A 13,991-nucleotide genomic window follows, 5' to 3' on the forward strand; every position below is an offset into this window, starting at 1 on the left:
CCGACCTGCGAGCCGGTTCATCCGTCGGGGGTGACGACCCGGGAGCGGCCTGGATCAAGGCTGGACAGACATCTTCTGCTGTCAGTTCGCCGATGCCGGTGAGCGTGCCAGCAGCAACCAGCAACGAGGGGACGACGTCATGCCTGCGCAGTTCAACGGAGTGATCAATGTCGATATTCGTGACTCCGTACCGGATTGGTCGCCGTTCGAGCCGCCGAAGGCGCCGGACGGCTCGCCGAACGTCGTCTACATCGTGCTGGACGACGTCGGCTACTCGGCCATGAGCTGCTACGGCGGACCGATCGAAACGCCCAACATCGACGCGATCGCGGCGCGCGGGGTGCGGTTCACGCAATGGCACACGACCGCGTTGTGTTCACCGACCCGCTCGAGTCTGCTGACCGGCCGCAATCACACGCGCAACAGCATGGCCTGCATCACCGAGGCCGCGATCGGGTTCCCGAACGCGAGCGGCACGATCCCGCCGGAGAACGGGATGCTGCCGGAGATCCTCGGCGAGCGTGGCTGGAACACCTACATGGTGGGCAAGTGGCACCTGTGCCCGACCGACGAGATGAACCTCGCGTCGACGCGCCGCAACTGGCCGACGGGCCGGGGCTTCGAACGGTGGTACGGCTTCCTGGGCGCCGAGACGAACCAGTGGTATCCCGACCTGGTCTACGACAACCACCCGGTCGAGCAGCCGCGCTCACCCGAACAGGGCTACCACCTCACCGACGACATCACCGACAAGGCGATCGAGTTCATCAAGGACGCCAAGGCGATCGCTCCGGAGAAGCCGTTCTTCCTGTACTACGCACCCGGTGCCTGTCACGCGCCGCACCACGCGCCGAAGGAGTGGATCGACAAGTTCGCCGGCCGCTTCGACCAGGGGTACGAGGCGATGCGGGAAGAGACCCTGGCCCGCCAGAAGAAGCTCGGTCTGGTGCCGGACGACACCGAACTGCCTCCGGTGAACCCGATCGGCACCCCCGAATCGCGCAGCGGCCCGGACCACCAACCGTTCCCGGCGCTGGACTACACCCGTCCGTGGGACTCGCTGAACGCCGACGAGCGACGCCTCTTCGCCAGGATGGCCGAGGTGTACGCCGGATTCCTCGCCCACGCCGACGACCACATCGGCCGGTTGCTCGGGTACCTCGAGCAGACCGATCAGCTCGAGAACACCATGGTCGTGGTCGTGTCCGACAACGGTGCGAGCGGCGAAGGCGGCCCCAACGGCTCGGTCAACGAGATGAAGTTCGCCAATGGGATCGAGGACGATCTGGCGGAGAACCTGGCCAAGCTCGACGACCTGGGTGGCACGAAGACCTACAACCACTACCCGAACGGCTGGGCGATGGCCTTCAACACCCCGTTCAAGATGTGGAAGCGCTACGAGTTCACCGGTGGCACCGCGGACCCGTGCATCATCTCGTGGCCGGCGGGTGCTCCGGCGCGTGGCGAGCTCCGCCACCAGTACCACCACGCGATCGACATCGTCCCGACGATCCTCGACGTCCTGGGCGTCGAAGCCCCGGACACGATCAAGGGACACACCCAGTCCGACATCGACGGGATGAGCATGCGGGCCAGCATGGACGACGCGAGCGCCGACTCCGGACGGCGGACCCAGTTCTACTCGATGCTGGGATCCCGCGCGATCTACCACGAGGGTTGGAAGGCGGTCACCACCCACCCGACCATCGCCGGCTGGGGCGACTTCAACGCCGACGAGTGGGAGCTCTACCACGTCGAGACCGACCGGTCGGAGACCAAGAACCTCGCGGCAGCGGAACCGGACAAACTGCGCGAACTGGTGAACGGCTGGTACGCCGAGGCCGGCGCGAACAACGCCTTCCCGCTCGACGACCGCTCCGCGGTGGAGATCCTCGGCACCGCGCGGCCCCAGCTCACGGCGGCCAAGAACCGCTACGTGTACTACCCGGACACGGCCCCGGTCTCGGAGTGGCAGGCGGTCAACACCCGGAACCGGTCGTTCGCGATCGGCGCGCTGGTCGACATTCCCGCCCCGGGGGCCGAAGGCGTTCTGTTCGCCATGGGCGCCAGGTTCGGCGGCCACGCGCTGTACGTGAAGAACAACCGGCTGCACTACGTGAACAGCTTCGTCGGTGCGGTCGAGCAGCAGGTTGTCGGAACGAAGGACATTCCCACCGGCACGAACTTGCTCCTGTCGGCCGCGTTCGAGAAACAAGGGATGCAACGCGACGGCGCGACCGGCACCCTCTCGCTCTACCACGGGGACGAGAAGGTCGGCGAGGGCAGCATCAAGACCCAGCTCGGAGCTTTCGCCATCGCCGGCGCGGGTCTGTACGTCGGCAGGCACAACGGCGAGCCGATCACCGACGACTACCCGGGCGAGCCGCCGCACCACTTCACCGGCGGCACGATCAACCGGGTGGCCGTCGACGTCAGCGGCGAGCCATACCTCGACCTCGAACGTGAAGCCGCCCTGATGCTGATGCGCGAGTAGGAGATCGGCTGTGACGACGGATTACAAGGGAGCTGTGCGGCCGGATGCCCTGCTGACGTCCTGGCAGGACACCCCGGCCCGGCAGGCGATCGTGGACTACGTCGACCGAGCGGTGCAGGAGGGCGGAGCGCAGTACGTCCCGCCCTCCGAGCGGATCGCTGTGTTCGACAACGACGGGACGCTGTGGTGCGAGAAGCCGATGCCGGTCGAACTCGGGTTCATCCTGCAGCAGCTCGCGGAGAGAGCCGAACAGGATCCAGGTCTTCGCGCACATCAGCCGTGGCAGGCCGCCCGGGACCAGGACTACGCCTGGCTCGGGCATGTGATCACCAAGCACTACCAGGGCGACGACAGTGAGCTGACGGTGCTCCTGGACGGCATCCTCCAGGCGTTCGCCGACATGAGCGTCGAGACCTACGCAGAGATTGCCGAGCGCTTCCTCCGGACGACGCGCCACCCGACCTTCGGACGGCTGCTCCGGGAGTGCACCTACCTCCCGATGGTCGAACTGTTGCGCTACCTGGAGGCCCACGGGTTCACGACCTACATCGCGTCCGGAGGCGACCGCGACTTCATGCGACCGATCACCGAGGAGGTGTACGGCATCCCCGCCGAGCGCATCATCGGCACCTCGGCCGGGCTCCGGTACCGCGGTGACGACACCGGCGGCTCGGTCGTCTACCAGGCGAAGCTGGACGGCTTCGACGACGGCCCGATGAAGCCGGTACGCATCTGGAGCCGGATCGGCCGGCGACCGGTCGTTGCCGCCGGCAACTCCAACGGCGACATCCCGATGCTCGGGTACGCCGGCCGTCCGTCCCGCCCGGGCCTGCGGTTGCTGATCCTGCACGACGACGCAGACCGCGAGTTCAGCTACACCGCCGGGGCCGAGACGTCGATCGAGCGGGCCCGCGCCCAGGACTGGACGGTGGTCAGCATGAAGAACGACTGGGCAACGATCTTCGCCGACGAAAGCCGAGGCTCTGTCCGCGGCGGCTAGAAGCTTCCGATCCCCTTGCCGATCATGACCACACCGATGACGAGGAGAAGGACCGCCATCACGACCTTGTTGTCCCGGACCAGCCGTTCGCGCAGATTCTCGAGCGGCTGGGCCATCCGGTCGGCGGCGGCGAGGTAGGCGATGACAGGCACCGCGACGGTAGCCGCGGCGATCGCCGTGTAGACGACGATGACGACGACGGTCTGGCTAGCGCTGAGGCCGCCGGCCCCGATCGCGATGCCTGCCCCGGCGGCCATGATGAGGTTCTTGGGGTTCAGCGCGGACAGCAGCAGACCGAGGCCGATGCCCTTGACCGGGGTCAGGGTGTCGATGGCCGACATCCATTTCGGCAACTCGGGCGCCGCGTGACCGCGTGGACGGTCCCGCCACTGGGCGGCGGCCAACACGATCAGAAGCACGCCCAGGACGATCCGGATCGTGCCCTGGATCGGATGCGACGCGTCCGGATCGTCCTCGGGCAGGACAGTGGACAGCAAGGTGAAGGCGACGATCGCCACCACGATCCCGGCGATCCAGCCGCCGAGGAACGCGACGCCGGTGGCGGTCGCGTTCGGCGACAGCAGCATGAGGATCGCTGCGATGATGGGGATCGGGCTGATCGCGACGCCCAGCGCGAGGGGAAGGATGTCCCCGAGTACACCGCCCATACCGTGCCCTCCTCGCCGCCGATCCGCGGGTAGTCCTTCATGGCGGTGCTCCTGGTGGCTCCTCGTGGCTCCTTGAGGCTCCTGGTGATGGCCGAGGGTCGGCGTGCCGGATTACGAGGCGGCCTTCTTGACCTCCTCGGCACTGTCCGCGTCGACCTCCTCCTTGGTGACCTTGGCGGCATGCGACAGCGCCTTGTCCACATCCGTGACCCACGTCGCTTCGAACAGCGCGACGATGCCCGAACTGTCGGGCGGCAGAGCGTCTTCGACGTCAGCCTTGATCGCCTTCTTCTCCCGGTGGGACTTCAGACCGCCGATACCGAGTCCGGCACCCGCACCCACAGCTGCCCCCGCCAGCAGGCTGGGCGGGAAGATCAGCCCGACGACGGCACCCCCGACGGCACCCCACATCGCACCCTTCCTGGCCGTGTGGAAATCGTCGTCGACGTGGATCTTGCCGTCGGCGTCGCGGCTGACGAGGACGAGCCCCTCGACCTTGATCACATCGTCCGAAGCGGCTTGCTTGATGGCGTCCCAGTCACCTTGTGCTGCCCCTGCGTCCGAATACGCGGCGATGTACAGACAGACTGGTGCCTTGCTGTCAGATCCCACGGGTCTCTCCTCTGGATCGGGCGACCGCGACCGCGCGCGGTCCGACGGACTTCTCGCCCTCACCATTGCGTCGGCCCCGGGTGGAAAGCCTCACCCCGGGCGGACTAGGTGCGCCGGGCGGCGGGCCCTCCCGGGCCGGCTCACCCCGCGCGGATGATGCTCACCCTCGGCGCTCGCGCAACGATCCAAGTCGGCTGTCGCCCTCGGAGGGCGACCAGGAGCGCGAAAGGAACGACATGGGGTGCTTCTTCGCCTTGTTCGCCGGGGTCTTTCCACGTCTGGGGCTGTTGTTCGTCTGGGTGGCGCGCCCCAAACTGGTGGACGCCGCCTTCGACTCGTGGTTCTGGCCGTTGCTCGGCATCATCTTCCTTCCCTTCGCGACGCTGATGTACGTCATCCTCTACACGGGCGGCGGCCTGCACGGCTTCGACTGGTTCTGGGTCGTCTTCGCCGGGATCCTCGACGTCATCCATTGGGGCGCCGGCTGGACCCAGCGCCGCCAGGCCCCCGGCTACCCGAGCGGCGTCCAGGCCTGACATCGAGGTTCATCCGCGTGGGGTGAGGTTCCGTTCGCCCGCGGCGGAGACGATCGATCCCCTGACCCGACCCGCGAGGAGGCACGGCATGGCTGTTCCAGACCCCACGCTGTCCGGTCGTGCAGAAAACAGCGAGTCCGCCCGGACGCCTGAGGCGAGGCGGCCGTCGAAGGGGCGTGCTGCGGCGGTGATCGTCTGCTTGGTGCTGGCGGCATTGCTGACCACACCGGCGGCGATCGCGTACTGGGGGCAACGCACGCTGAACGACACCACACGCTACGTCGACACCGTCGGCCCGCTGGTGAACTCGCCGGAGGTGCAGGACGCCATCGCCACGAAGGTCACCGACACGATCCAGCAAGAGGTCGACATCGAGGCGCTCCTCAACAACGTGTTCTCCGGTGTCATCACCGACCGTCCGCGTTTGCAGCAACTCGTCGGGCCGCTGTCGGGCGCGATCAACAGCCTGATCGACCGCCAGGTCCGGGAGTTCCTCGCGTCGGACCAGTTCGCCGACCTCTGGACGGCGGCAAACACCCGCGCCCAGCAGTCCCTCCAGCGCATCCTGAAGGGCGACCAGACCGGAGCCGTCTCGCTGCAGGGTGAACAGATCGTCCTCGATGTCTCCCAGGTCATCGACCAGGTCAAGCAACGCCTGATCGATCGGGGCCTGACCATCCTGAAGAACGTGCCTGTCCCCGACGTCGACAAGCAGATCGTGTTGGTGGAAGCGCCCCAGGTGAAGCAGATGCGAACGATCTATGCGTTCGCGAACCCGGTGGCGCAGTGGCTGATCGTGGTGGTGGCCGGGCTCTATCTGCTGGCTCTGGTGCTCTCGCGCCGACGTCCCCGGACGACGGTGATCATCGGGGCGGCGCTGGCGGCGAACGCGTTGTTGATCGCGCTGGCGCTGTCCGTCGGACGGCAGCTGTTCATCGACGCACTGTCGGGGACGACGTTCGGCCCGGCGAGCGCGGTCTTCTACGACACGCTGCTGTCCTACCTCGAGCGTGGCCGGCAGGTCTTCTTCCGGCTGGGCCTGGCGATCATGGTCATCGGCTGGTTCGCGGGACCCAACAAGTCGGGCTCCGCCGTCCGCGCAGCGGTCCGCGATGGTTTGGAAGGTATCGGCGCGGCCCTGGCCAACGGCCCGGTCGGCACCGCCGGCCGATGGGTTGCGGGCAACGCCCGCTGGTTGCGCGTGGTCATCGGCCTGTTGGGCGCCGTCGTCCTGCTCTGGGGCAACAACATCTCGCAGGGCAGGCTGTTCTGGTCGCTCGCACTCGTGGCTGTGTTGCTGATCATCGTGCAGCTCCTGGTCGGCGCCGGCCGGGCAGCGACCCCCTCCCGTCCCGTCCCACCGGCCGAAGCCGTCGCCGGCACCGCGAACTAGCCGGCTGTGAGAGCGGCGGCAGGCAGGCGCACATGAACATCGTCTGGGCCGCCGTGGTCATGGTCGTCTCGACCGCGGTCACCGTCACTGCAATGCTTCTCGTGCGCAGGCGGGCGCCCGAGGGCAGCTACTTCAGTGACGGTGACCGCGCTTCGGGTGTCTTCGGCGTGCTGGCCACCGGGTTCTCCGTGCTGCTCGGTTTCATCATCTTCTTGTCGTTCACGTCGTACGACCAGTCGCGAGCGGGCGCCGAGTCGGAGGCGACGATCGTGGCGCAGCAGCTTCAGACGGCACAGTTCTTGCCCGGCAAGGCCCGTACGGAGCTCACCGGTGAGCTGAGCTGCTACGCACGGTCCGTGGCCGGGGTCGAGTGGAATGCGTTGAACACCGGCACACTGGGCAACTCCGTCAACCCGTGGGGCGTGGAGATGTTCCGGACGATCTCGACCGTCGATCCGAAAACTCCGACCGAGCAGTCGGCGTACGACCGGTGGATGGACCAGACCGCCGATCGCGAACAGGCGCGCATCGACAGGGTGCACGGGGCGGAGGGGATCATCCCGACGCCGGTGTGGCTGGTCCTGTCGGTGATCTCCGTGGTGATCTTCGTGTACCTGCTGTTCTTCGCCGACCCACGCGAGCGCGCGCTTACCCAGGGCGTCCTGATGGGCAGCGTGACGGTGGTCATCACCCTGCTGCTGTTCCTGCTCGTGTTCTTCGACCATCCGCACGGCGAAGGCGTGGGCAGGCTGCAGCCGACGGCGATGGAGCGGACGGTCGGCCTGATCGACTCGCAGGTCAAGCTGCTCGGGCTCGACGTGACCCTTCCGTGTGCGGATGACGGCAGCCGGCGCTGACGAGCGGTCCGCGCACGGCCGCACCCGGCAGGAGGTGCTCGTGACCGTCCTGCTGGTGCTCGCGCGCTCGGCACCTCCTGGAGCAGCTACCAGGCCACCAGGTGGAACGGCGAACAGGCGAAGGTCGCCGGCCGGATGAACGCGATCAGGATCGACGCTGCCCGCGCCCAAGGACGGGCCCAGTCCCAGAGCCAGGTGGATGTTGCCACCTTCATCGCCTGGGCGGATGCGGATCGCCGAGGTGAGGCCGATGTCGCCGATTTCTACGCCCACCGTTTCCGCGCGGAGTTCCGGCCCGCGTTCAACGCCTGGATGGCGAGCCGGCCGTCCACCAACCCGGATGCGCCGCCGACGCCCTTCGCCATGCCGCAGTACCAGCTCGCGTCGAAGCAGGAGGCCGAACGGCTCGACACCGCCGCCGACGCCGCCACGGCCCAGGTGCTCCGCGACCTCCAGACGGCCAGCAACTATGTGCTCACCGTCGTTCTGTATGCCGTCGTCCTGGTCTTCGCCGGGATGAGCACCAAGATCGCCGGCCGCCGCCTGCGCTGGATTCTCGTCGGGATCGGCTGCCTCGTCTTCGTGATCACCATCGCCTGGATCGCCACCTTCCCGGTCAGCGTCCAGATCTGACCAGGAGCTACGGCTCGTCCCCTGCGGATGATGCCGCGCCCCGGGCGATTGGCCAGCCTGGTCTCATCCTCCGCTGCGGCGGAACGGTCCGATCACGGGAGTGAATGACAGTGGCACAAGGGGCAGCAGCATCGCATTACGAAAGCGCGGGCGAGGCACACGAGGTCAGCGGCTGGGCAGTCGGGTTCATCCTGTTCGCCGGCGTCATGATGGTCCTGTCGGGAGGCTTCCAGCTTTTTGCCGGCCTGGTGGCCCTCTTCGAGAACGAGTTCTACGTAGCCACCCGTAACTACCTGTTCCAGTTCGACGCCACCGCGTGGGGCTGGATCCATCTCCTGGGCGGCATCCTGGTGATGGTGGCAGGTTTCGCGGTCATGGCGGGCCAGACCTGGGCCCGGGTGGTGGGGATCATCCTGGCGGGGCTGAGTGCTCTGGCCAACTTCACCTTCATCCCGTACTACCCGTTCTGGGCACTGACGATCATCGCCATCGACATCTTCGTCATCTGGGCGCTGGCCGTGCACGGACGCGATGTCCGCGATTCCACCATGTGACGGGTGGTGAGGAACGCCAAGCGCTCTGAAGCCACCCGGAAACGGCACCGGCCCGCTCGCGATCCACGAGCGGGCCGGTTCACTGCGCGCCGACAGCCGGGGGGCGGCCCCGCTGCGTCGTGGACTCAGCCTGCCCGGCGCCGGGGATCGTCGACGTACGGAAACGGGTTGCCGGATGCTCGTGCGCCGGAGGCGAGCCAGGCCGCGAATCCCTCGGGAGACCGCCGGTGGAGCTCGTCGAGGTACTGCTGCCGCAGTTCGACGACGGACACGCGCACTGCGGCTGTCGGGGCGGTCTCCAGCAGCAGGAAGCTCCGGCGCCACAGCAGGCACAACTCGATGTCGTGGAGGGAACTGAGCTCTCGCGCCGGGGCGGCCGCAGGATCGTCACCGGGCGACGACACGGGGTCGCGGAGTATCGCCGGCTCCGGCCGCACGGCAGAACCATTCCCCTGCACCCGCCGTCGGGCCCGGATGCGCGCGGTGAGAGCCGGTGTGGTGACCGTCAGTATCGCCACGATCAAGACGCCGGCGAAGCCGAGGACTGCAATCAGGCCCACGGCGGCCGGGATGATCAGCGCGATGGCGAGGGTGATCCGGACGACCCTGAGCACCGCGGGCCGGCCATGCCCTTCCCATGTGGACGACGCGACGACTCCTGTCACCATCGCGACGACGACCACACTGATGATCACGCGCCCCAGTCCCCAGCTGGCAATCGCACAGACGAGCCCGGCTGTGACGGCCAGGTCGACGCACCACGTCCGGACAGTTCGGCCGCGACTGCGGACTGTGCTGGGATCGGATCCATCGGCGCCGGAAGACCGCATCCTGTCGCTCACGTTCTCAGTCCTTTGCCCCGGTTCTCGATCGCGTCTTTCGCCACCGAGCTCAGAGCGTCAGGATGCATGGACCGACCTGTCCTGGCCTCCTCCTGCCGGGGTGAGAACGGCTCCGGGGCTTGCGACCGCAAGCGGTTGTGCGTCTGGTCCCGGCAACGATCGGGCACGCCTCATCCCTGCGGGGTGAGCTACCGCCGCCGGTCCTGGGGCAGCATGGGCAGATCCGACGATTCAGTGACGTCCCGACCTGGAATCCGCGGTGAAATCACCGCCACCGTCTCGTCGAACAGTCCTAGTACCAAGCGCCGGGAGGGGATATGTCGGGGGGGCAGCAGGCAGACGAGGGGCGTGCACATCGCTGGACCCCGATTCGCGAGCACGGGCAGCTGCCCGTGGCCGGACCGTCGGCGATCCTCTCGAGGACGGTGGCACGGCAGCGTCTTCTGGACTTGGTGAGCCAGGGAGTACGACGTCCGCTGACGCTTGTCTGTGCGCCCGCGGGCTTCGGAAAGACGATGCTCCTGCTCTTGTGGGAGGCCCTCGGCACCTGGCCCGGCCCGGTCAGGCACCTCGCCGTGGACGCTGCCGACGAACAGTCCGCGGCCTCGATGCAGTCAGCACTCGACGGTCTCCATCGCAGAGGTGCCGCCCTCGCCGCAGATCCTGCGCTGGTCCTCGTGGTCGATTGCGGCGACCTCAACCTCACGCCCGAGCTCGGGGACAGCCTCGACCGCATCATCCGCGACGATGCCGCAAGGATACGGATCGTCCTGTTGACCCGCACCGACCCACCGTTGCCGCTCTACAGTTATCGGCTGGCGGAGACCTTGACCGAGATTCGTGCGGCCGACCTTGCCTTCACGGCGGAGGAGACGGCTCGTTTGATGCGGCAGGAGAATCTTGATCTGGCGCCGGCCGAGGTGGCAGAACTCTGGGCAAGGACGGATGGCTGGCCCGCCGGCCTGGCGTTCGCGGCGATGAACCTGGCCGGAACGGCCGACACCGCCCAGGCCATCCGGGGGTTCCGTGGCGATGTCGGGAACGTCTCGGAGTTCCTGATGACCGAGGTACTGCAGGCGCAGCCCCCGATGCAGCGGGACTTCCTGCTCCGGACCTGCATCGTCGACAAGCTCTGGCCCGCCCTGGCCGAGGCGTTGACAGGTCGCGTGTGCGACCGGCGGTCGTTGGAGTTCATGTCGCACGGCAACGCGTTCATCCAGCCGGTTCCCGGGACCGACGACTGTTACAGCTACCAGTCACTCTTCCGGGAGTTCCTCCGGGCGCAGTTGATGTTCGAGCAACCAGCTCTGGTCCCCGAGCTTCACCGCACCGCCGCCGGCTGGTTCGCGCAGAACGGGCCCCGGTTGACGGCGGTCCGCCACGCCATCACGGCCGGGGACTGGGGCGAAGCGTCACGGTATCTCGTGGAGGACCTCGACTTCGCGAAGCTACTTGTCGGCCGGCGACGTGAGCTACTGACAGGGTTGGTCGCCGACCTTCCCGACGACCTGGACGGAGCGGGTGCCGCGGTCGTCCGGGCCGCCCGGGCGCTGGCAGAGTTCGATGTCGACCTGTGCGCCGCGGAACTGGGCAAGGCCCGGAGCAGCCTGGACCAGGATGTCCCGCATCGGACCCACTTCGACGATCTGGCAATCACCGTGCTGCAAGCGATCTGTACAAGTCTCGAGGCGGATGTCAACCCGGCGCTGGACGCCACGCTCGCCGCCGAGGCGGCCGTCACCGCGGCATCGGCGGGATCGAGCGCCCTGCATCCGGAGGTGAAGATACTCGTTGCCGGATGCAAAGGCCGGGCACTCCTCCAGCGAGGGGACCTCCGCGGAGCCTCGGAGGCGTTCGCCGAGGCGATCGCGATCGCCGACGACGCCGGTCTGCACGAGGCCCTCGCGGACGTCTTGGGGATGGCCGCGCTGGTGGAGGCGGTGTGGGGACATCTGCGTCGCGCCGGCGAGCTCGCGCAGCAGGCGACCACGCTGGCCGAGTCCGAGGGTCACCTGGATGAGCCGCAGTCGGCGATCGTGGCCCAGGCCTGGGTGAGTGCCGACCAGGCCGACGTCACGTCGGCCCGGGACCTGGTGCATCGCGCCAGGAATGCCGAACCGACGTTCGATGCGCGAGTTCTGGCCGTCTTCGAGGCTTTGGTCCGCGCAAGAGTTCTCCGGTCCGAAGGGGACGCCGAGCTGGCCCAGGCTGAGCTGACGGCGGCCGCCGACAGCTACGGTGCTGGGATCGACGACTGGCTCGGCCAGTTGCTCGTGGTGGACGAGGCGAAGATTCTCGTGGCCCAGCACCTGCCACATGAAGCAATCGCCGTGATCGAGGAGTCTCCTGGCCGCGCCCAGGTCGAATCGATCCTGGTACTGCGGCGGGCGGCGACCGAGACCGGCGAGCAGGGCCCTCCCCTGCCGTCCCAGCTCAGGCAGCGGGCCACATCCCTGGCGACGCAGGTCGACAGGTGGCTGGTTCAAGCCGCGGAGTCGATCCGAGCCGGTGACTCCGGCAGGAGCGGCCTCCAGGTGGAGCACGCCTTGAGGCTGGCCGCGCCCGAGCACCTCCGCCGTCCGTTCTCGGACGCGCCGCCACGACTGCGGAAGTTGCTCCAGCCGACCGGCGAACTGATGCGGCGTCACGCCTGGCTCCGCACGCCGGCACCGGAGCACGACGGTGCGGCGGATCAAGCGAGTCGGCGGACACGCTACGACCTGGTCGTCACCGTCACCTTGAGCAGCAAGGAGCACGAGGTGCTGGAGTACCTCGCCGAACTGCTGACGACCGAAGAGATCGCCAACACCATGCACGTCTCGGTCAACACGGTTCGCAGCCACGTGCGGAGCATCCTGCGCAAGCTGAGCGCCTCCCGGCGCAATGAGGCAGTACGGCGAGCATGGGAGCTGGGACTGCTGCCCCAACGCCCTGAGACCTGACGAGCAGGGCAGTATTCGCACCGTCATCCTGCTGGTATGAAGCCGTGGAGAACCCGCCGCATTAGCTTGAAGGGTCCGCCGGTCCCCCGGAGGTGAGAGGTGACAGAGGCGACCTTCGCGGTCCTCGCGCTCCTCGTCCTTGTCTGGGCAGTGACGTCGGATCTCCTGGCCCGCCTGAACATCACCGGCCCGCTCGTGTTCACCGTCGCCGGCTACGCGCTGGGCAATCCCGACAGTGGCCTTCTCTCAGTGGACGTCGAGGCGCCGTCCATCCACCGGATCGCGGAACTGACGCTGGCGCTGCTGTTGTTCTCGGATGCCGCCCGAGTCAACGTGTCACGACTGAAACGAGACATTCGCCTGCCTGGCCGTCTGCTGGCGTTCGGCCTTCCGGTGTCCGTGATCCTGGGCTCATTGCTGGCCGCCTGGCTCTTCGACGATTTCACCTGGGCGCTTGCAGGCTTCGTGGGCGCCACGCTGGCGCCCACTGACGCTGCACTCAGTGCCCAGGTGATCAACGATCGCCGGATCCCCTTGCGCCTGCGTCGCGCACTCAATGTGGAGAGCGGTCTCAACGACGGCATCGTCACACCTGTCGTCACGTTCACGCTGGCTGTCGCCGCGGGACAACTCGGGATAGACAGTCACGACGGCGCCGCCGACCACGGCGGCGGAGCGTTGCTCGAGCTGGCCGTCGGTCTCCTCGTCGGCCTGGTGATCGGGGCAGGAAGCGCCTGGCTGCTGACGGTCGGTCCCCGGCGCCATTGGATGGGTACGGGCGCACGGCGCCTCGGCACACTTGCGGCCGCCCTCAGCAGCTTCGCGCTCGCCGTCGCGTTCAGCGGCAACGGCTTCATCGCAGCGTTCGTCGCCGGCATCGCCTTCAGGGCCGCACTGGACCAGGAAGTTGTCGACGCGGACACCGCCGTCGAGCTACCGGAGCTCCTCGGTGAGGTCCTGGCACTCGCCGCCTGGTTCCTCTTCGGAGCCGCGCTGGTGCCGATCGCCCTTCACAACTTCGACCTGACGCTCCTCGCGTACGCCGTACTGAGTCTGACCGTGGTCCGGATGGCTCCGGTCGCCCTGTCGCTGCTCGGAACGGGTCTGGACCGCAGGACCGTTGTGTTCATGGGATGGTTCGGCCCGCGCGGTCTGGCATCGGTGGTGTTCGCGCTCCTGGCGATCGAGCAGCTCGGCGACATCCCGGTGGTCGAGCGAGCCGTCGCCGTCGTCGCGCTCACGGTGCTCTTGAGCGTGGTCCTCCACGGTGTCACGGCCGGCCCGCTCGGACGCCGCTACGTCCACGGCGAACAGGCTGACGAAGACCAGAGCGCCGGCCCCCGATCACGACGCCCCGCCCATAACTATCCGCAACCTCCGACACCCTTCCGAAGCGACCAGCCATGACCGCTGGGCACGGCCGGCAACACCGCCCGGGATTGGGTTCACCGTTTGGGGGT

The 13,991-nt window shown here is 67.8% G+C and carries 12 protein-coding genes; 9 read left to right on the plus strand and 3 right to left on the minus strand.

The features are described from left to right. Nucleotides 1-139 precede the first annotated feature (139 nt). Nucleotides 140-2,494: an arylsulfatase gene (locus EV653_RS11910; protein WP_134101549.1), complete on the plus strand. Its 2,355-nt coding sequence runs from the start codon at nt 140-142 to the stop codon at nt 2,492-2,494. A gap of 10 nt (nt 2,495-2,504) precedes the next feature. After that, nucleotides 2,505-3,494 carry an HAD family hydrolase gene (locus EV653_RS11915; RefSeq protein ID WP_202871557.1) on the plus strand — a complete coding sequence of 330 codons (990 nt, stop codon included), beginning with the start codon at nt 2,505-2,507 and terminating at the stop codon, nt 3,492-3,494. Here EV653_RS11915 and EV653_RS11920 read toward each other — a convergent pair. After that, entirely contained in the window at nt 3,491-4,162 is a 672-nt protein-coding gene (locus tag EV653_RS11920; RefSeq protein ID WP_134101552.1) for a GAP family protein, read from the minus strand. The two genes, EV653_RS11915 and EV653_RS11920, sit on opposite strands and share 4 nt — an antisense overlap. Before the next feature lie 111 nt (nt 4,163-4,273). Then, entirely contained in the window at nt 4,274-4,774 is a 501-nt protein-coding gene (locus EV653_RS11925; RefSeq protein ID WP_166679364.1) for a DUF1269 domain-containing protein, read from the minus strand. A gap of 236 nt (nt 4,775-5,010) precedes the next feature. On the opposite strand from EV653_RS11925, the gene EV653_RS11930 reads away from it, so the two are divergent. The 5 genes from EV653_RS11930 to EV653_RS11945 all read left to right on the plus strand — a co-directional run bounded on the left by EV653_RS11930 (nt 5,011) and on the right by EV653_RS11945 (nt 8,747). Then, nucleotides 5,011-5,310 carry a hypothetical protein gene (locus EV653_RS11930; RefSeq protein ID WP_134101557.1) on the plus strand — a complete coding sequence of 100 codons (300 nt, stop codon included), beginning with the start codon at nt 5,011-5,013 and terminating at the stop codon, nt 5,308-5,310. An 88-nt stretch (nt 5,311-5,398) separates the two neighbouring features. Continuing rightward, complete coding sequence (locus EV653_RS41090; protein WP_166679365.1) at nt 5,399-6,703, plus strand: hypothetical protein; 1,305 nt, start codon at nt 5,399-5,401, stop codon at nt 6,701-6,703. A gap of 32 nt (nt 6,704-6,735) precedes the next feature. After that, nucleotides 6,736-7,560 (plus strand): bestrophin-like domain, encoded by an 825-nt coding sequence (locus tag EV653_RS11935; protein ID WP_166679366.1) that lies wholly within the window; start codon nt 6,736-6,738, stop codon nt 7,558-7,560. A 135-nt stretch (nt 7,561-7,695) separates the two neighbouring features. After that, entirely contained in the window at nt 7,696-8,193 is a 498-nt protein-coding gene (locus EV653_RS11940; RefSeq protein WP_134101563.1) for a hypothetical protein, read from the plus strand. Between the two features lie 104 nt (nt 8,194-8,297). Next, nucleotides 8,298-8,747, plus strand: coding sequence for a DUF7144 family membrane protein (locus EV653_RS11945; protein ID WP_202871558.1), 450 nt, complete (start codon nt 8,298-8,300; stop codon nt 8,745-8,747). A 125-nt stretch (nt 8,748-8,872) separates the two neighbouring features. On the opposite strand, the gene EV653_RS11950 is transcribed toward EV653_RS11945, so the two are convergent. After that, the gene (locus tag EV653_RS11950; protein WP_134101566.1) at nt 8,873-9,442 is read right to left on the minus strand and encodes a hypothetical protein; all 570 of its coding nucleotides are present in this window, start codon (nt 9,440-9,442) and stop codon (nt 8,873-8,875) included. 464 nt (nt 9,443-9,906) lie between these two features. On the opposite strand from EV653_RS11950, the gene EV653_RS11955 reads away from it, so the two are divergent. Further along, nucleotides 9,907-12,531, plus strand: a complete 2,625-nt coding sequence (locus EV653_RS11955; RefSeq protein ID WP_238159681.1) for a helix-turn-helix transcriptional regulator — start codon at nt 9,907-9,909, stop codon at nt 12,529-12,531. A 99-nt stretch (nt 12,532-12,630) separates the two neighbouring features. After that, nucleotides 12,631-13,938 carry a cation:proton antiporter gene (locus EV653_RS11960; protein ID WP_134101571.1) on the plus strand — a complete coding sequence of 436 codons (1,308 nt, stop codon included), beginning with the start codon at nt 12,631-12,633 and terminating at the stop codon, nt 13,936-13,938. Nucleotides 13,939-13,991 lie beyond the last annotated feature (53 nt).

The sequence above is a fragment of the Kribbella pratensis genome, assembly GCF_004365355.1.
GTDB lineage: Bacteria > Actinomycetota > Actinomycetes > Propionibacteriales > Kribbellaceae > Kribbella.